Source organism: Chryseobacterium defluvii (assembly GCF_014204415.1).
Lineage (GTDB): Bacteria > Bacteroidota > Bacteroidia > Flavobacteriales > Weeksellaceae > Chryseobacterium > Chryseobacterium defluvii_A.
The window spans coordinates 220,806-241,066 of sequence record NZ_JACHLE010000002.1; the positions used below are offsets into that span (position 1 = coordinate 220,806).

The 20,261-nt window shown below is 39.0% G+C and carries 15 protein-coding genes; 12 read left to right on the plus strand and 3 right to left on the minus strand.

Features of this window, described 5'->3' with window-relative positions; all coding sequences use genetic code 11:
- Nucleotides 1-3 precede the first annotated feature (3 nt).
- The 7 genes from HNP38_RS09450 (at nt 4) to HNP38_RS09480 (ending at nt 10,493) form a co-directional block, all read left to right on the plus strand.
- Nucleotides 4-1,152 carry a glycosyltransferase gene (locus HNP38_RS09450; protein WP_184188324.1) on the plus strand — a complete coding sequence of 383 codons (1,149 nt, stop codon included), beginning with the start codon at nt 4-6 and terminating at the stop codon, nt 1,150-1,152.
- Nucleotides 1,153-1,163: 11 nt separating this feature from the next.
- On the plus strand, nt 1,164-1,718 hold the full coding sequence (locus tag HNP38_RS09455; RefSeq protein WP_184188327.1) for a serine acetyltransferase: 555 nt from the start codon (nt 1,164-1,166) through the stop codon (nt 1,716-1,718).
- 424 nt (nt 1,719-2,142) lie between these two features.
- Nucleotides 2,143-6,756, plus strand: a complete 4,614-nt coding sequence (locus tag HNP38_RS09460) for a T9SS type A sorting domain-containing protein (protein WP_184188330.1) — start codon at nt 2,143-2,145, stop codon at nt 6,754-6,756.
- A 333-nt stretch (nt 6,757-7,089) separates the two neighbouring features.
- On the plus strand, nt 7,090-7,758 hold the full coding sequence (locus tag HNP38_RS09465) for a carbonic anhydrase (protein ID WP_184188334.1): 669 nt from the start codon (nt 7,090-7,092) through the stop codon (nt 7,756-7,758).
- A gap of 20 nt (nt 7,759-7,778) precedes the next feature.
- Nucleotides 7,779-8,078, plus strand: a complete 300-nt coding sequence (locus HNP38_RS09470; RefSeq protein WP_184188337.1) for a hypothetical protein — start codon at nt 7,779-7,781, stop codon at nt 8,076-8,078.
- 144 nt (nt 8,079-8,222) lie between these two features.
- Nucleotides 8,223-9,815: a SulP family inorganic anion transporter gene (locus HNP38_RS09475; RefSeq protein WP_184188340.1), complete on the plus strand. Its 1,593-nt coding sequence runs from the start codon at nt 8,223-8,225 to the stop codon at nt 9,813-9,815.
- Nucleotides 9,816-9,857: 42 nt separating this feature from the next.
- Complete coding sequence (locus HNP38_RS09480) at nt 9,858-10,493, plus strand: carbonic anhydrase (RefSeq protein WP_184188343.1); 636 nt, start codon at nt 9,858-9,860, stop codon at nt 10,491-10,493.
- 93 nt (nt 10,494-10,586) lie between these two features.
- Here HNP38_RS09480 and pth read toward each other — a convergent pair whose 3' ends face one another.
- From pth to mfd, 3 genes are all read right to left on the minus strand, one after another.
- Entirely contained in the window at nt 10,587-11,150 is a 564-nt protein-coding gene (pth, locus tag HNP38_RS09485; RefSeq protein WP_184188347.1) for an aminoacyl-tRNA hydrolase, read from the minus strand.
- 88 nt (nt 11,151-11,238) lie between these two features.
- On the minus strand, nt 11,239-12,183 hold the full coding sequence (locus HNP38_RS09490) for a hypothetical protein (RefSeq protein ID WP_184188350.1): 945 nt from the start codon (nt 12,181-12,183) through the stop codon (nt 11,239-11,241).
- A 243-nt stretch (nt 12,184-12,426) separates the two neighbouring features.
- Nucleotides 12,427-15,792, minus strand: a complete 3,366-nt coding sequence (gene mfd / locus HNP38_RS09495) for a transcription-repair coupling factor (RefSeq protein ID WP_184188353.1) — start codon at nt 15,790-15,792, stop codon at nt 12,427-12,429.
- Between the two features lie 253 nt (nt 15,793-16,045).
- On the opposite strand from mfd, the gene HNP38_RS09500 reads away from it, so the two are divergent.
- From HNP38_RS09500 to HNP38_RS09520, 5 genes are all read left to right on the plus strand, one after another.
- The gene (locus tag HNP38_RS09500) at nt 16,046-16,438 is read left to right on the plus strand and encodes a hypothetical protein (RefSeq protein WP_184188365.1); all 393 of its coding nucleotides are present in this window, start codon (nt 16,046-16,048) and stop codon (nt 16,436-16,438) included.
- 175 nt (nt 16,439-16,613) lie between these two features.
- The gene (locus HNP38_RS09505; protein WP_184188368.1) at nt 16,614-16,859 is read left to right on the plus strand and encodes a hypothetical protein; all 246 of its coding nucleotides are present in this window, start codon (nt 16,614-16,616) and stop codon (nt 16,857-16,859) included.
- Nucleotides 16,860-16,975: 116 nt separating this feature from the next.
- Nucleotides 16,976-18,475: a GH3 auxin-responsive promoter family protein gene (locus HNP38_RS09510; RefSeq protein ID WP_184188371.1), complete on the plus strand. Its 1,500-nt coding sequence runs from the start codon at nt 16,976-16,978 to the stop codon at nt 18,473-18,475.
- A 69-nt stretch (nt 18,476-18,544) separates the two neighbouring features.
- Entirely contained in the window at nt 18,545-18,907 is a 363-nt protein-coding gene (locus HNP38_RS09515) for a hypothetical protein (RefSeq protein ID WP_184188374.1), read from the plus strand.
- Between the two features lie 93 nt (nt 18,908-19,000).
- Complete coding sequence (locus HNP38_RS09520) at nt 19,001-20,236, plus strand: MFS transporter (RefSeq protein WP_184188377.1); 1,236 nt, start codon at nt 19,001-19,003, stop codon at nt 20,234-20,236.
- Nucleotides 20,237-20,261: the final 25 nt, after the last annotated feature.

Below are 20,261 nucleotides of genomic sequence, written 5' to 3' on the forward strand. Positions count from 1 at the left end.
ATATTGAAAAAAAAGAAAATCCTCATTCGTATAGGTTCTTTGCGTCATGGTGGTGCAGAAAAAGTCCTGGTTACTTTTTTAAAGAATATTTCTCCGGACAAATATGAAGTTGATCTGCTGATCAATCTTTATTCGGGAATTTATATCAAAGAGGTGCCTTCCTGGGTCAATGTTTATTATCTGCTTAAGGGTGAGATGATCACTACCAACAGACCGCAGGATATTCCCGTAAAAGCATTCAGGGTATTGTATCAGAAGATGTTTCTCTGGTTTCCTGCCCTGCTGTACAGATTTGTATTAAAAAATAAAAAATATGATGTGGAGCTGGCAGCCATTCATGGTATGTACAGAGAGATCTTATCAAGTCCGCAAAAGGATTCGAAAAAGATTATCTGGGTGCAGAACGATATTTTTAATTTGAAAGAATATACTCCCGAAGTGATCCGAAAGTTCTTTAAATTTGACAGGATCTTAGTAATCTCCAACAAGTTAAAGGAAGAAATGCATAAACTTGCCGGAACCGAAACTGAAAAACAGTCTGTAATCAAGATCTTCAATCCTATTGATAAAAAAGACACCCTTGAAAAGGCAAATGCATCTATTGACGATTATCCTTTTAACAATGGTATTCCGACATTTATAAGCATAGGAACTGTGTATCCCCAAAAAGGCTATGACCGGCTATTACAGGTTCATAAAAAGTTATCGGATGAAGGACTGAAACACCAGCTTATCATCATCGGGGATGGGTATGATCTAAATAATATACAGGAGTTGCTCAATAAATTGGAAGTACAGGAAACAGCCAAATTACTAGGTTTCAGGAGTAATCCTTATCCTTACCTGAAAAAGGCAGATTTCTACGTCATGTCTTCCAGGCATGAGGGATTCCCTACCATTATTGCGGAAGCACTTATTTTAAACAAACCCATTTCTGCAACGGATATTTCAGGAATTAAAGATCTGCTGCAGGATGGAAAATTAGGAATGATTACGCCTAATTCGGAAGACGGGATCTATGAAGGAATGAAAAAGTTTCTTATAGAAAAAGGTCTTGCAGAGCATTATAAAAAAGAAATAGAAAATACGGATCTGCCTTTTGTACTGGAAAAATCCGTGCAGCACCTTCAGGAGATCATTGATGAAGTTTAAACCTTATCGCCATGTCAAACTATTCTACACTACAAAAAGATTTTTACCGGGAAAGCGGGAAATGGCTTTCAAAATTTGAGATCTGGGCAAAATGCGTCAATCCGAATCTGCATTTTATCTATATTCTGAGAAAAACCCAGCATTATAAGAAAAAATCGGTAATGGGAATGTTCTGGCGAATGGTTTTGAGGCATCATCAAATAAAATACGGCTATCAGATCTATCCTGAAACCGAGATCGGGGAAGGTTTTTATCTGGGACATTGGGGAAGTCTCGTGATCAATCCAAAAGCAAAAATCGGTAAAAACTGTAATATTGCTCAGGGCGTAACCATCGGTCAGCAGAACAGAGGCAAATATGAAGGTTTTCCGGTCATTGATGATGAAGTCTGGATTGGCACCAATGCCGTCATTGTAGGCGGAGTACATATTGGCAGTAACGTTTTGATCGCTCCGAACTCTTATGTCAATTTTGATGTTCCTGCCAATTCAGTTGTTATGGGTAATCCCGGAAAAATTTATCCCAAAGAAGATGCCACCGAAGGATATATTAATCATAAAATATAATATTTTCTGTTTGAATTTATAAATTCGTACAATCTATTCCCCCCTATTCATCGGCTATAGCTTATTTTTTATAGTCACTTTTTTTTGACTTATTTTTTTCGAATATTTTTTTCAATATGTTTGTGCTATAATAAAACAAGCTGGTTTGAGACTTTGGAATTTTCATGAAAAGTCTCTGCCTGCATCAGGTTTCTTTTATTCTTTAAACAGTAAAAGGGCCACAAAAAAACACACTTCAATAATATTTAAAAAACACAATGATGAAAAAAATTCACTTTTGCACCTAAAGGATTTTCTTCCTTTAATTTTAAGTTTCCATCCTATCTCAAAACCTTAGCTCCGTTTTATCCGGGAGGGAACTATTATGATTTCTCGTATCTGATATTTAAATATCTGAAAAAAACATTTTAATTTTTTAACACGTATGAAAAAAAAATCGACCCTAATGATTTTTGCTGCGGTATTTTGTACTGCATCAATTCATGCTTTCTCAAAAACAGTCCCCATCCCGGGATTTCATGAAAAAGCGTCTGAAGCCGGATTTTCCAATCCCGCGCCTCCGTATGTACACGATCTGGATCCTCTCATTGTCGTTTCACAAAATGTAAATGAAAAAGGACTGGTGGTGATGAGCGGCCAGCTGAACAAGCCTTTCACAAACAGCAACATCCTGCTTTCCATTAAGTATCAGAATGCTCTGGGTGAATGGGTTACAGGCTGGTGCAAAACATTATACTCCTATAACCAGTATAATGAGACCCTTAAAGCAGTTTTTGAACTCCCTGCTTCTGCAGGCAGCAGCTACAATTTAAAAGTTGAACTCAATTCAGACTCTTCAGCTGATTTTACCAGTGTTACATGGAACAAGACAGTGAACCACTATAAATTAAGTGATTACACTGCTGTCAATTGTGACCTGGACGAGAATGAATATACCATGCTTTTAACTCCTAAAAAAGACGGTACTCTCATTACAGATGCCAACGGAAAAGTTACAGGAGTAAAAGACAGGGTTACTTCAGCCCATTCCTGGAATAAGCTGAGCAATGTGCTGATGGATAATAAGAAGAACGATGTGGTTCTCTCTCCTGCCAATCCATCAGATCTGATCACTGAAACTAATGGCAAAAGTGTAAAGCTGGTGAATACCGGTTCTATTACCGATTTACTGGCTTCCACTCCTGAATTCATCTACAATGAGGCAGCGGGACACCCGATCCCTTACCTCTACAGTTATGATGATCCGGTATATATCTTTGCGGGCAAGTTCTCTGTCAATGGATTCTTCATGAAGTTCAGCCAGTGGCCGGGAGATGCTAACGGGCCGGGATATTATAATTTTAAAGATCCAAACCTTCTGGAAAGCCGGTATTTTAATTTATATAACAGGACATGGAAGACCCTGTCAGAAATTATTCCTGACCAGGAACCTGTAGTTATTGTATCCAGTATCGCAACAGGCCTGAGAATATATAAGAGTGACGGTACCTATGTGGATTTAACCCCGAATAGCACAAGTAACTATGGAGCTCCTTATTTCGGATATACCAACTATGTAGCGAGAAGGGGCCCAGGTTCTGAGAATCTGTCCATTTCCGATACTTCAGAAATGAGCCTTTATGGTGTGGGTACCTTGAGAAATGACGTTACCACCTCCTACCAGACAAAAAGATCGTTACAGGATATAGAAAGGGAAATTTCCAAATTCATCAAGTATACGGGAGTTTTTGGAAATACAACTGCTTATAAGAATGATGCTTCCGAGTGTTCCGTGGAGTGCTTTGCCGTAAATGCCGGTGCTACTCCGGATAACAGTCCGAAAGACTGGACAAAAGCTCCGAACAGTTATATTTTTACCGGAAAAGATGATGACGGGAATAGTGTGGACGGATTATTAATTCCTGTTAAAAAAGCCTATGCCATGTGGAAGAACGGAAACCATATGGGAGGCATGACGGATCTGCCTTCCGGTCCGGTAACCGCTGACGTACTGTGGGAAGATAATCCCGGCCTAATCAGGTCAGGAGCAAGCTATGCTCTTGAAATAACAGGAAGCGGGGAAACTGCCAAAATAAAAGTACCTGTTAACAGTACAAAAGAAGGAAATGCCGTAATTGCTTTCAAAATCAATGGAGAAGTATACTGGTCATGGCATGTATGGGTGACAGACAACCCAATCAATGGTACAACATATAAAAGCTTTGACGGTGTTAAAAGACAAAAAAACGACGGTACGGTAGAATTAATTCCGGATTCCGAATGGAAATGGATGGACAGGAATTTAGGAGCTTTGAGCAACACCATTACCGGAACCGAGTATAATAAAAATGGAGGTTTATTATATCAATGGGGAAGAAAAGACCCTATTCCACCATTGGTGTATAAAGGAAATGATTTTTATGAGGCTTCCGGGTCAATTGGCAGAATAAGGCATAAACATGCAAGAAATATGACCAATGCCCTGGAATATGATACCCAAATAAAATATGTTACTTTATCAAATGCCAATGTAAGAGATAATATCAGGCTATCTGTAAAAAATCCGCTCAGCATTATCTATGTAAATAAAGATGATAACTCCGGAGCAGCAGTATATCCTGGTGTTACTAAACCTCCGGTTAACTGGTTTGGAAATTCGCCTACTTTGTCTCCAGACAGATTATCTGAACTTAATCTTTGGTCTGATAACTCCAGAGGATTAGCTACTCCTAATTATAATGATGACAATGCAGCCCAACCTTATAGAGATAAATCCTCTTATGACCCATGCCCGAATGGCTGGAGAATTCCTTCCAACTTAGTTGCCAATGCGGTAAATAATATCCGTGTAGATTTTAGCCCATTCGGGATAAAAAATAGCATAAAAAGTAATGAATTAGGCCAGATACAGCTTTCTTCCAGTACTTTAACCGCTTATCCTGTAAAACCTAATGATTCTAATACTCCTGATCCTTTCAAAGGATTTAAGGCATATTATAATACAGGTTTTGATATGTCAGGAGTAGGTGGAAATAATATGGGTATTTACCCTGGTAACGGAGCGCTTTTCAGAGCTTTTCACACAGGAGAATATACAGATCAGCACCACGTTGGTGTCTGGAGTGCTACTATGGCAAGATTTGGTGATGCTACGCCTGCCACAGGCTCTAGCCTTCTTCAGATGGTTCCTGACAGGGATCAGCCGTATGTGATGGATTCTTCATTATCTAATATTTCCGGATTATTTTACTATAAGCCGCTTGCAGATGCAGAAACCAGTTATACAGCAGCTTGCAGATGTATAAAAGATCCGTTATATATGGTTGATAATTATAATTTCCCACCGGATTATATCACCCCGACTTTGGAGTATAAAGAGGGAATTAATAATCCTAACTCTTATCAGGTTGTAAAAAATCCTACCTCAGTCACCAGAATAGAAATACCTGTAAGCAAAGCGTTTTCTGTTCAAAGTGAGCTTTTAAACAATAAGGCTATTTTAGAGACTTCAAATTTCAGCAGCCTGAAAGCAAATGTATTGTGGGCTTCCAACAGCCTTATCAGTGCAGTTACTATTCAGAATCCTAGTCCGGCTAATGTTTCACAGCTGTCCAATTCTAAGATACTGGTAGATATTAAGGCAAATACCAGTGGTAATGCCGTAATCACTTTACATAACGGAAGCGTTACTAATCCTGTATATTGGAGCTGGCATATATGGGTGACAGATACCCCGGTAGGATCCAACATCTTTACATCGGAACTGCCAAATCAGGAAGCAACCAACTATGTAAACTATCTTAAAACCGGTGAAGTAATAAAAACTGAAATAATGGATAGGGATCTGGGCGCTAACCAGGTTATCGTGGAGGCTAACAAAACATCTGCAACGACAGGATTACATTATCAATGGGGAAGAAAAGACCCTCTGCCTGTTTTTGTGAATGCTAATAGAAGCTCAATACCAGTAGGTTTGGGAACCGTACAGGCTAATGGTTCGGTGACTTACTCCTCGTTGAGTTCTGTAACTTATTATTCAGATACTTATATAAGAAAGTTCAATGATTATGCAGCTCAATCCAATGTATTGCCAACTGATAAAACTTCGGATAAAATAAGCAAAGTCCTGTCTTATTCTGTGAAGAATCCATTAATGTTTATGGTTCCAAGCACATTAACTTCTAAAGCAGCAAATACAAATCATACCAATGGCTCCGACTGGCTGGCTAATGAACCTAATTTAGCCCCGGACAGATGGGGAAGAGGAGGTAAAAAATCACCTTTTGACCCTTGCCCGGATGGCTGGAGAATACCGGATGTAACAGGTGTTCAAAATGCAAGTGCAGGTTCATCTCCTTTTTATAAGCCAACCTCGGGAATTAGTATTCCGACTAACTATGGAGGAGTAAGAATCACTCGATCTTCAGGTAGTGCGGCGGCTATCGGCTATATATTTGCCAATCCGTCTTATAACATCGGAAGTTTTGCAAACTCAGGAGTCAGGGGAGGAAGAAATACAATCGAATCCTTACCTGGAGTAACGCCGGATTATAATGCTATTGATTATACGTATGGTGGTTTCTGGTTAGGAGCTCTCCATGCAAACTATACAGGAAGGGCTTTAAGGGTAGAGATACAGCATAATGGAAATTATTTAATGCCATTTACCAACAATGCCGACCCATACTTTGGTCAAAGCTGCCGTTGTGTAAAGGTAAAATATGATGAAGACGGAAATGAACTAGGGCCTATTCCCAGACTACAGGTAACTACCACTGCATCCTGGAAAGCAGCCAATGTTCTGGAGCAATCAGTAATTGAAGAAAAGATTGCTCAGAAGAAACTTGAGTTCTTCCCTAATCCTGTGAAGAGTATACTATACATCAAAGGTAATGAGAGTGTTAAAGATTACTATTATCAGGTGTATAACATGTCTGGCCAGCTTGTGAAATCAGGCAAGTTCGAAAATGAACAAACCGATCTTTCAGGTTTAACAAAAGGTGCTTACCTGATCAGAATCAACAACTCCGAGACAGTAGTAAAAATTATTAAAGAGTAACTTTTTTAATATTCATAATAACCATGTTCATGGGCGGCCTCCTGCGGAGGCCGCTCTTTTTATGAAAATATAATTTAAGGATATTTTAATTTTCAGATATTTTTTTCTCATTTATACTTTGTAATTTTATCCTGGATTTAAAACTTCAATCATATTTTGCTGATGTTTTAAGGGGAAATCATATGATTTTGAACATGTCTCCATATTAAACTTTGTTAAAAGTGATTGATTTTTCTGCAAAAATTATATTTTTGCATGATTATTGATTTAGTCTATTGAATTTGGAAATAATTTTAACGAAATAAATAATTATAAACTTTTTAAATTTAGATTATGTTACAATCGTACGAAGTTATTTTCGAAAACAACAAGAAATGGGTTGAGTCTAAAGTCTCACAAGACCCGGAATTCTTTAAGGAGTTGTCTAAAACTCAGAATCCTGATTTCTTATATATCGGATGTTCTGATAGTAGAGCTACTGCAGAAGAAATCATGGGAGCTAAACCTGGAGAAGTTTTTGTTCTGAGAAACATTGCCAATGTGGTAAATACCTTGGATATGAGTTCAGCAGCCGTAATACAATATGCTGTAGAACATCTGAAAGTAAAGCACATTATTGTTTGCGGACATTACAACTGCGGTGGTGTAAAAGCAGCGATGACTCCTCAGGATTTAGGATTATTAAATCCTTGGTTGAGAAACATTCGTGATGTTTACAGATTGCACCAAGTAGAATTAGACACCATTGAAGATGAAGAAAAACGTTATGACAGACTTGTAGAACTGAATGTTCAGGAGCAGTGCATTAACGTGATCAAAATGGCTTGTGTACAGGAAAGGTATATTTTAGAAGAGTATCCTGTTGTTCATGGCTGGGTTTTTGACCTTAGAACCGGTAAAATTATTGATTTGGAGATTGATTTCGAAAAAACATTGAAAGACATTCAAAAAATTTATAATCTTACAGATTCTGATTGGGTAATGAGTAGAAAGAAAAAATAATTTTTTCAACTGTTGGTAAAATGAAATTCTGGAGTATTATTACATTAATGGTTTTTCTAAACTTTACAGCACTGCCGAGTATTGCTTCAGTGTTTGGTTGGGAATTGATCCAGACCAATGTAATAGTGAATGAAGAGGAACAGCATTCTCACCCTACATCTTTTACTGTTTACGAAAAGACACTTCCGAAGACTTTAGATGTCTATGACTATTTGAAGTTTTTTGTGCCTGATTTGGAAGGCAGGTCTTTTATTCTGATAGATGATTCCTTTCATCTGTCCCCTTTTCTCACTATATTTTCTCCGCCTCCGGAAGCTTAATTTTTTAACACTGTTAAGTTATCACTATTCATATCTGATCTGATATAGGATACATATGTGCTTTTAAATTAAATTTCCAATCTTTTATAATTGATTTACATTAGATCAATCAGTTATAAGTATAAGTATTTTTCAAAAAATATCATGAAAAAAACATCATTAATAGGCGGAATTAAAGAAAATTTTCCTTCAGGACTCGTTGTATTCTTAGTGGCTCTTCCTTTATGTTTAGGAATTGCCCTGGCATCGGGTGCCCCGCCGTTATCCGGGGTTATTGCCGGTATTGTAGGTGGGTTAGTCGTAGGATTCATCAGTAATTCAAATATCTCAGTATCCGGACCTGCTGCAGGTTTAACGGCTATTGTTTTAACAGCTATTACGGATCTTGGCGCATTCGAGCTTTTCCTTTGTGCCGGGATCATTGCAGGCCTTATCCAATTAGTATTAGGGTTCATTAGAGCCGGAAGTATTTCCAATTACTTTCCCAATAATGTTATCGAAGGTATGCTTGCCGCCATCGGTATTATCATTATCCTGAAACAGATCCCTCATGCTCTTGGTTTTGACAAAGACTATGAGGGGCATGAATCTATCTTCGATAAAGGATTGAATTTCGGCTACTTTTCAGAACTGTTCGGGGCTATTCATCCCGGGGCTATCCTTGTAACTTTAGTTTCTGTAGCTATTCTTTTAGCCTGGGACAAAATTCCGGTTTTAAAAAGAATGAAAATGCTTCCCGGTGCATTGGTAGCCGTAGTTGCCGGGATCGTCCTCAATGAGATATTCAAGGCGACCGGAAGTGCTTTGGCCATCGGTTCTGAGCATTTGGTATCCTTGCCGGTTCCAAAATCTGTCGAGGACCTGAAAAACCTTGTTACTTTACCTGATTTTTCAGGTTTTACCAATTCCAAAGTATGGATCGTAGGAGCAACTATTGCCATTGTTGCATCCATAGAAACATTGCTTTGTATAGAAGCTTCGGACAGGCTGGATAAACAAAGAAGAATAACGGACACTAACCTTGAGCTTAAGGCGCAGGGTATAGGAAACCTGGTAAGCTCTTTTATCGGCGGACTTCCGATGACCTCCGTTGTTGTAAGAAGTTCTGCCAATGCCAATGCAGGCGCTACTTCCAAGGCTTCTGCTATCATTCATGGTGTATTGCTGTTGGTTTGTGTGCTTTCAATACCGTTCTTATTGAACTTAATTCCGCTGGCAACCCTTGCTGCCGTACTGATCCTTGTCGGGTATAAACTGGCTAAGCCGGCTACATTCAAGCATTTCTGGCATCTGGGAAAATTCCAGTTTATCCCTTTTATCGCCACAGTAGTGGCTGTAGTGGCTACGGATTTATTAAAAGGAGTAGGAATCGGCTTGGCTATTTCCATTTTCTATATCCTTCAGGGGAATATGAAAAGGGCATATTATTTAAGCAGGGAAAATCTGGATGATGCCGATGAGATCAATATCAAGCTGGCTGAAGAAGTATCTTTCCTGAATAAGGCTGCCATTAAAAAAACACTGAAAAATATCAAGCCGAATTCTACGGTAATCATTGATGCAAGAGGAACTTCCTATATTGCGACGGATGTTCTGGAGATGATCCAGGATTTTGCTAACATCCGGGCAAAGGAAGAAGACATTAATGTGGAACTTTTAGGCTTCAGGACATCCTATAGGGATTATGAGGAAGATGAAGACTCTCACATCCTGATTACTCACAGGAGGGCTATGTAATTAGCATAAACAAACTTTTTATTAAAAAAATAAACAAATTATATGAAAGCACATACATACGAAACTCAGTTGACCATCACTCCTGAAAAAGCATTAAATTTTTTAAAGGAGGGAAATCAAAGATTTGTAAATAACTTAAAGGCCAACCGGGACCTTTTGGAACAGGTAAATGCTACCCGTGAAGGACAATGGCCTTTTGCAGTAGTTTTAAGCTGTATAGACAGCCGTACCTCAGCAGAACTTGTATTTGATCAGGGATTGGGAGATATTTTCAGTATCAGAATTGCAGGAAATTTCGTCAATCAGGATATTTTAGGTTCTATGGAGTTCGGATGCAACGTTGCAGGCTCCAAGCTTGTCGTTGTTCTGGGGCATACTAAGTGCGGTGCTTTAAAAGGCGGGCTTGATGCAGCTCAAATCGAAGGAATGGGAATGGATAACCTGAACCACCTTGTGGATCATTTTGATTTAACCATCAAAGAAATCATTGAAGAAGGAGAAGAGCGCTCTTCAAAAAACAGCTCGCTTTTAGAAAGACTCAATCAACAGAATGTAAAAAATGCCATTGATGATATCCGCAAGCAAAGCTCAACACTTAGAAAGCTTGAAGAAGAAGGTAAGATAAAAATAGTGGGCGCAAATTATGACGTTGAAACAGGAGTTGTGACATGGTTGTAAAAAGACCATTATAATCCGGATTGGAAATTATTAATTTATAAGTACATAAGAAACCGGTCATCTTCGATGGCCGGTTATTTTTATTACTGAGTTTTACTTGCCGTTAAATGCAGACATCGTATTCTGAATACCCGCAAAAACAAATGATAAACATGCCTTCGCAGATTTCTCTATTCTTTCCGGCAGCTTTTCTGCTTCTTCCTCATTCCATGTTCCAAGCACATAGTCTACCTGCCTGCCTTCAGAAAATTCTGCCGAGATCCCGAAACGAAGTCTTGCATAATTGGGAGTCTGTAACACTTCCTGAATATTTTTAAGCCCATTATGCCCCGCATCCGAGCCCTTCATTTTCATCCTCAGGGTACCAAAAGGCAGTGCCAGATCATCTGTAACGACCATCACATTTTCCAATGGTATGCTTTCTTTCTGCATCCAGTATTTCACGGCATTCCCGGAAAGATTCATATAGGTATCAGGCTTTAAGACCAGCACCTTTCTTCCCTTATATTTCCCCTCTGCCATCCATCCGAAATTGGTGGTGTTAAATGGAACGTCAAGGGTTTGGGCAATTTTCTCAGCAACCTTAAAACCCACATTATGCCGTGTATTTTCGTATTCAGCTCCTTTGTTTCCTAAACCTACGATCAAATATTTCATTGGAAATTTTTTGCAAAATTAAGGCATTCAAAATAAAAAACTCAATCCCCGGAAGAATTGAGTTTAAATCGTATTAAAAATTTATTCTTTATAAAGGTTTATAGACATAATACACTCCGAATCCTTTTGTCATATACGTCTGAGGGTCATAATTATAATTTGTGGTAAAGATCGCCGGAGACGGGATAGGCAACATAAGGTCGGTTATTGTAAATCTCTTAGGGTTATTAGGAGATAATATCAGGCTTCGGTAGTCATTTTCCTCGGTTGATAAAAGTACAGATACCTTATAGGCAAACGGGAGCAGGGAATAAGGACTGATGCTGGTATCATAATTGAAATACTCATAAGAATACTTTGTGGTCACGGTAGGAGTAATCTGCCCGCCACTCATTGGTCCGTAACTTCTTACCACTTTTGATATATTGTCTCCCAGATAGTCGTAATTAGTAATAGAATATTTAGTATATTCAAACGGAACTCCAACCACTTCATCTCCGGTTCTCATCGTGATCGTTGTCATTTTACTGGTCGCAGCGCTGTATGTAAGATTATACAATGTTTTTGATTTTCTCAAAAGTGTCCACGGGCTAGGAGGTGTTGTTGGAGGTACACCCGGCGTTCTGTTATAAACAATCCGGTTCTCCGAAATGGATTCCAGCCTTCCGCTGTTATTATAATTAAATTGCTGTGTATAAGAGATACTATCACCTTCAAGAGTTCCGTCATTATCGAGATCTAAAAACCCTTTAAAATCAATTTTACTTACCTTATCACCACTATACTGTACATCTGTAACTGAATTCACCGAATTACCAGGTGTAAGCACTTTAGACAAAAGTAATCCGTTATAGTGATATTCTGCTATCGTATCTGCATCAGTAACTTCTCTATATAATGCTCTTTGGCCGATCAGACCTCCGTTGGTATTCAGATCAATTAATGGATTTCCGTCTTCATCCATCATGTCTTTACAGGAATAAACAGAGGAAAACCCTGCTAATAATAAAATAAAGTAGAAAAGTCGTTTCATTTCCGGGTGATTGTTTATTTTTCCACAAATATAATTTTTTTTTGAATAAAAAGCATATTTTTATTTATATTCTGGAAAAACCAATAATTGTTTTTGTATCTTATATCGTTTATGTCTATATCCTATTCAAGGCTTTCAAATTCAAGCTCAATAATTTTGAAAATCAACTATATACACTGACACCAACACTCTGAAAACCGGTTGTAATAGAAAATCCGCTTAAAATAAATGCCCTGATTTCCATTATTCATTTCCAAGAATAGATCTTAATAAAACATTCACCTCATCCACATTTTTTATTTTATCTCTTCTCATCATAAGCTGACTGCCTTCTTTGCCTGTCTTCTCTTTCAGCTGCGCTTCGGCCGGGTTTTGGGTGAGATAACTGATAATATGCCTGAATTTATCCGTCTGGTAAAACTTATCCTGCGGGTTCCCCGGAAAATATCCCAGAAAAATACCATTCTTCATAACAATTTTTTCAAATCCGATCTCGGCGGCCAACCATTTTAAAGAAACACTTTTTAAAAGATTAACAGCCTCTTTCGGCAGACTTCCGAAGCGGTCGGTCAGTTCAGACTCGAACTTCTGCAGGTCTTTTTCATTGTCAATTTCTGCTATTTTCTGATAAAGCAACAGTCTTTCCTCTGTATTGGAGATATAAGAATCCGGAAGCATGAGCTCAAGATCCGTATCAATATTCACTTCTTTTACAGATTTAAAGAGCTTTTGCCGGTCTTCCTCATTATCAAACAAATTTCCGAAAGTTTCATCGTCTTTCAGTTCTTCCAAAGCTTCCTGCATCAGTTTCTGATAGGTCTCAAACCCCATTTCATTAATAAATCCGCTTTGCTCGGCACCCAGCAAGTCCCCTGCTCCACGAATTTCCAGGTCCTTCATGGCAATCTGGAAACCACTTCCAAGGTCTGAAAACTGTTCAATCGCTTCCAGTCTTTTCCTCGCATCAGAAGTGATCATATCAAAAGGCGGGGTGATCAGGTAGCAGAACGCCTTCCTGTTGCTTCGCCCTACCCTTCCTCTCATCTGGTGCAGGTCTGCCATTCCGAATTTCTGGGCATCATTAATGAAAATAGTATTGGCATTCGGGACATCTACCCCACTCTCCACAATGGTGGTGGAAACCAGTACATCGTACTTCCCTTCCATAAAATCCAGCACATTCTTTTCCAGCTGCTTACCATCCATTTGTCCGTGTCCGGTAATCACCCTTGCATCCGGAACCAGTCTCTGAATAAGCCCTGCAATGTCCTTAAGGTTCTCAATCCTGTTATTGATAAAATAGACCTGACCGTCTCTTTGTAATTCATAAGAAACTGCATCACGGATAGTCTCCTCATTAAAACCTACAAGCTGTGTGTCTACAGGCTGTCTGTTGGGCGGAGGTGTTTTAATAACAGAAAGATCCCTCGCAGCCATTAAAGAGAACTGAAGTGTTCTGGGAATGGGTGTTGCCGTTAAAGTAAGGGTATCCACATTGCTTTTAAGCGTTTTCAGCTTATCTTTTACCGAAACCCCGAACTTATGTTCCTCATCAATGACCAGCAGTCCCAGGTCTTTAAATTTGACCCCGCTTCCTACCAGTTGATGGGTTCCTATTATAATATCTACCTTTCCGTTCTTTAGACCTTCCAGTGTTTCAGACTTTTGTTTGGCTGTCCTGAATCTGTTCAGATAGGACACCTGTACCGGAAACTCTTTCAACCGCTCTTTAAAGCTTCTGAAATGCTGAAAAGCCAGGATCGTAGTAGGCACCAGGACAGCCACCTGCTTACCATCCGTAGCCGCCTTAAATGCAGCCCGAATCGCCACTTCCGTCTTCCCGAAACCTACATCCCCGCAAACAAGCCTGTCCATGACAGTAATGGCTTCCATATCTTTTTTAACATCAATGGTGGCCTTTTCCTGATCCGGGGTATCTTCATAAATAAAGCTGGCTTCCAGCTCATTCTGCAAATAGGAATCCTGAGAAAACGCAAAACCTTTAGCCGTTTTTCTTTGGGCATATAGCTTAATAAGATCGAAAGCGATCTGCTTTACTTTGGTTTTTGTCTTTTGTTTTAATGATTTCCAGGCAGGTGATCCCAGCTTACTGAGAACAATTTCCCTGCCTTCCGGTCCGTTATACTTTGAAATTTTATGAAGTGAATGGATGCTGACATACAGCAGGTCTCCGTTTTTGTAGGTCAGCTTAAAGCATTCCTGGATCTTGCCGTCATTGTTCACCTTCACCAGCCCCATGAATTTTCCGATCCCATGATCAATGTGGGCTATATAATCTCCCACTTTTAAAGACATCATGTCTTTCAGTGTAAGCTGTTCGGATTTGGCAAAAGTATTTTTGGCCTTATATCTTTGATAACGGTCAAAGATCTGATGGTCCGTATATACTGAGATCTTATGATCTTGATCTACAAAACCTTCATGCAGTTCAGATTTAAAGCTTTTGAAAAGAACCTCATGTTCCAGTTCCTCAAAAATGGATTCCAGCCTTTCTTTTTGCTTTTCTGTGGAAAAAGAGATCCATGTATCAAAACCCTCCTCCTGCTTGTCTTCCAGATCCTGAATAAGCAGTTCAAAATTTTTATGAAACGAAGGCTGTGCAGCCTGATCAATTTTAACCTCAACAGTTTTTATTTCTTCGATCCCGACACTGCCAAAGTCAATTGTTTTAAATTTTTTATAATCAAATAAAAACTCCTGATCGGAAATAAACAGCTCCTGCGGTGTCCTGTGAGAAATATCCTTATTTAAAGTTTCATATTTCTCCAAAGATTTTTCATAAAAAGTCCTGATCTTCTGAACTCCTATGATCCCGTTTTTAGAAACTATAAAGCTCTCCTGCGGTAAAAGCTGAAGCAAAGACACCTTAGTTCCGGACACCGAAAAATTCATATTCGAAACCAGCTGCAATTCTGTTACCTTATCTACCGAAAGCTGTGTTTCTATATCAAAAGTTTTTATACTTTCTACTTCATTCCCGAAAAAAGTGATCCGGTAAGGCTTTTCGTAGGAAAAGGAAAATACATCTACTATTCCTCCTCTTACGGAGAACTCTCCCGGCTCCGAAACAAAATCCGTCTGCTGAAAGTGATAATGATTCAGCAGTTCATCCATAAAATCAAAATCCAGCTGATCGCCTACCTTTATATGATGCGATATAGCTTTAAAATCTTCTTTCTTTAAAACCTTTTCGGATAAAGCGCCGGTATAGGCGACAATTACTTTGGGAGATTTTCCGGAATTTATTTTATTGAGCACTTCGGTTCTAAGGACCAGATTGGCATTCTGTGTTTTTTCAATCTGGTAAGGTTCAAGATGAGTGGCAGGAAAATACAGCACTTTATCTTTTCCCAGCAGATCCTCCATTTCCGTATTGCAATACAGCGCATCTTCCTTATCATCTACCAGATAAAGGATATTTTTCTTTTGGGCCAGGAAAAGCTCAGCTGCAAAAATAGAAACGGAAGATCCTGCACTTCCTCGTACGGAAACATGCTGACTGCTTTCCAGCTGTGTAAAAATCTCTTTCCCGAATTCTTTTTGAAGCAACTCCGGAAGGAATTTTTCGTTAATGGTTTTTAACTGCATACAATAGTGGTCATATGAACGACAAAAGCGATTCCGGGAGTTTTCCGGAACCGTTTTGACAGGCAAAGGTAGTGATATTTTTTCTTTGAAATAAACCCATTGAAATTATTCAAAATTTAAAATAAATTAACAAAAATCAAATAAATCATAATTATTTGCCAAAATTTTTAATTTAAAGTTAAAACAAATCAATTATCCCCACATGGCATAATGTTTGAAAAATCCACCTTACCAACTTTAAAAAAATAATATTATGAGAAAAGCAATTAGAATTTTAGGAATTTTTGTACTGGTCTTTTTCACAGTGATCAGTTTTTCTTCATGCAGCGATGATGATGACCCAACCAACAATGACTTCTTTGCAGGAACCTACCGCGGCAGTGTTTCTTATGATGATTCAGACACTGATATCAGCACCAATGACGGAAGCGTATTTGTCACTAAAATCGCAAGCGGCACAAAATATAACTTCGCCTTCTCCAACAGCATTCCCGATCTTAACGGAATCGAATTTGAGCAGCAGGGAGACCACACTCTGGTCATGATAGGATCAACAGGCACTTCATATATCAGGATAGATAATAATGAACTAAAGATCTTCTACACCAAAGACGGAAGAACCTGGACCGCCAACTGTACACGATAAATCCATTTAATATAATAAACAGCCTGTTTCCGTATTGTAGGAGACAGGTTTTTTATGGCATTATAAACGACTTTAATATTTTTTTAAGCAGTAATAAACTTTAGTTAAGTTTCCAAAAACCCAATTCTCAAATCGGTTTTTTGCATACCTTTATTCAACAAAAAAAGCATTCCTTATGAGAAAATTTTTAACCGCAATGTCATTGATCTTGGGATTAGGACTTGCAACTGCCCAGCAAACAGCTCCCGCCACAGGAAGCAGCACCCACCAGACTACAAAAACACTGAAAGCGTCTCAGTCCAAGTCTGTAAAACCGGCAGCCAAACTGAAGAAAGACGGCACACCTGACAAAAGATATAAGGAAAACAAAAAGCTTAAAAAAGACGGCACCCCCGACAAAAGGTATAAAGAGAACAAATAAACTCATTATATAGTTGTTATTTTCATAATCAAATTTCGAAACCGGTGAGATATTTCACCGGTTTTTTATAGCCTAAGGATGACATCAGTTTCTCCAGTTATTTATAAATTTGAGCCATGTTAAACTTTCTCAAGAAAAAAATAGCACTCACCTGGGCCAAAAAGCACGTTCAAAAAGCAGAGGAATTTAAGCAAAATCCACAAAAAAAGCAGGAGGAGCTTCTTTTATCTCTTGTGGAAACCGCCAAGAAAACCCTCTATGGACGGGAACATGATTTTGAAAACATACATTCCGTAAAAGATTTTCAGGAAAGGGTTCCAGTTTCCGATTATGAGGACATGAAGCCTTATATCGAACGGGTAAAAAAAGGGCAAGCCAACATTCTCTGGACAGACACTCCTGAATATTTTGCTAAAACTTCAGGCACTACTTCGGGCTCCAAATACATTCCGATCTCCAAAGAAGGCATGCCTTATCAGATTGCCGGGGCCCAAAGTGCATTATTTCATTATATCGCCCGGAAAAACAATGCCGATTTCGTTGCGGGAAAAATGATATTCCTGCAGGGAAGCCCTGAACTGGAAGAGATTTACGGCATAAAAACAGGCCGGCTTTCCGGTATTGTAGCCCATCATATCCCCAATTATTTACAAAAAAACCGTTTACCCAGCTGGGAAACCAACATCATGGAAGACTGGGAAGCCAAATTGGATAAGATTGTAGAGGAAACGGAAAAGGAAAATATGTCCCTAATCTCCGGGATACCGCCCTGGCTGATCATGTATTTTGAAAAATTGACGGAGAAACACGGAAAAAAAATCAAACAAATTTTTCCCAATCTCCAGCTTATTGTTACCGGTGGTGTCAATTACGAACCTTATCGCGATAAGATGGAAGACCTGCTGGGCGGAAAAGTGGATATTATCCAGACCTTTCCTGCATCGGAAGGTTTTTTCGCATTTCAGGACGATTATACGAAAGAAGGGCTCTTGCTTTTAACCAATCACGGGATCTTCTACGAATTCATCCCTCTGGAAGAGTATGGAAAGACCAATGCCAGAAGGCTGACTTTACAGGAGATTGAACTTAACAAGGATTACGCTCTGATTTTAACAACAAATTCCGGATTGTGGGGGTATTCCATTGGTGATGTGGTACGGTTTATTGACAAAAATCCGCACAGGATATTGGTAAGCGGAAGAACCAAACATTTCACTTCTGCTTTTGGAGAACATGTGATTGCATTTGAAGCGGAAGAAGCAATTAAAGCCACTCTGGAAAAGTATCCTGCACAGATCACCGAGTTCCACCTTGCTCCACAGGTAAATCCACATACGGGACTACCTTATCATGAATGGTTTATTGAATTCGAAAAGGAACCACAAAACACGGAGACATTCCAGAATGAGCTTGATGAACAGCTCAGAAAGCGTAATACGTATTATGATGACCTGATCTCGGGAAACATTCTTCAGCCGCTTCATATCAGCAGACTGAAAAAGAACGCCTTTCATGAATATGCCAAATCGCAGGGCAAGCTTGGCGGCCAGAATAAAACACCAAGGCTGGCCAATGACAGAAAAATTGCAGATTTATTGGAATTATATAAACTTTAGACACATTTTTTCGATTCCGGAAACGTATATTGGAAAAAAATTATAAATTTGGAAAACTAAAAAATAATAATGAAAGCATCTGTACTTTTAAAATCCTCTTTATTAACGTCTTTATTTGTCATTTCATCCTGTGCCACTACAAAATACAGTGAGGATGTTTCCAAAAACGATTATTCTAATTTAGAAGCCGGAAAGATGTATATTGTTACCATGAAGGACGGTTCTAAAAATCAAAAAATGCTGTTCCGTAATATAGACGGTGATAAACTGATCGGTACGGCCGGCAAAAAAGACAGTACGGAGGTTATCATCCCTAAATCTAATGTGGCTGCAGTAAAGGACAGATCCAAATCAAGGGTGCTGACGGGTGCTACCGTGATCGGGGCAGCAGGTGTGGCAGCTATTGTTCTAAGCTCCAGCAGAGCAGACTAAAATAGATTTTATCTTTCAGGATAGATTTGATTTATCATTTAAAAAAATAATATACTGGTAGCCTTAAATAAATATTTAGGGCTATTTTTGTGTATGATTTCGTTGACCCCGTTACAGACATTGCAAAATGTTGAATTCAGGAATCTTCTTACGGGAAGATTTTTTATTGTTTTAGCCTTCAGGATGCTTGCTACTTTATTGGGATGGTGGGTGTACCAATTGACGAAAGACCCTTTTTCTATAGGACTTATAGGGCTTTCGGAAGTAATTCCTGCGGTGAGCTGTGCTTTATATGCCGGCCATGTGATCGACATGAATGAAAAAAAGAAACTTCTGCTGATCTGTAATTATGCTTATGTTTTCCTGATAGGCTTACTCTTGATCCCGGCCTTTTTTAATTCGGAAATGCATCTTACGGGTCACCAGGTAACTTACTTTATATATGGTGTTATTTTTTTTACAGGAATTGCACGGGCTTTCATAGGTCCCATTGTTCCTTCTATGATCCCTAAGATTGTAAAAAAGGACAATTTACCCAATGCCGTAACCCTGAATCAGGCCACTTTTTTAACGTCATCAGTTTGTGGGCACGCGGCAGGGGGATTTCTTATCGGCAGCTTCGGAGTTCAATGGACCCTGGTTTTTATCATTTTATTAATTATCATAGCTTCTTTATTCTTCTGGCAGCTTAATAAACAATATTCCGAAAACAAAAACGATTCAGTAGGTGTTATTGAAAGCATGCGTGAGGGAGTAACCTACATTTTCAAAACCAAGGAAATATTAGGAGCCTTATGTCTTGATATGTTTGCCGTACTTTTTGGGGGTGCAGTAGCCATGATCCCCGTCTATGCCACTGATATTCTGAAGGTGGGCGCTGAAGGTTTCGGTTTGCTGAATGCCGCATCAGATATAGGATCCATGTGCATCATCACTATCCTGTCAATTATCCCTTTACGGAAAAACCAGGGAAAAATATTATTGGGGGTAGTGGCTGGTTTCGGACTTTGCATCATTGGTTTCGGATTGTCGCACCTTTACTGGCTTTCGTTCATGTTTCTGGTCTTAAGCGGAATGCTTGACGGCATTTCTGTCGTCATACGCGGCACTATTGTACAACTGAAAACTCCGGATCATATCCGCGGACGCGTTCTGAGTGTAAACTCCATTTTCATTATGTCCAGCAATGAAATGGGACAGTTTGAAAGCGGGCTGATGGCCAAGATTTTAGGTGTCGTGCGTTCTGTAGTGTTTGGCGGAAGCATGACCGTACTTATTGCATTACTCGTAGGAAGCACAAATCCCAAATTGAGAAAAATGCAATATTGATAATAATTTTATTAAAAATTTTGCA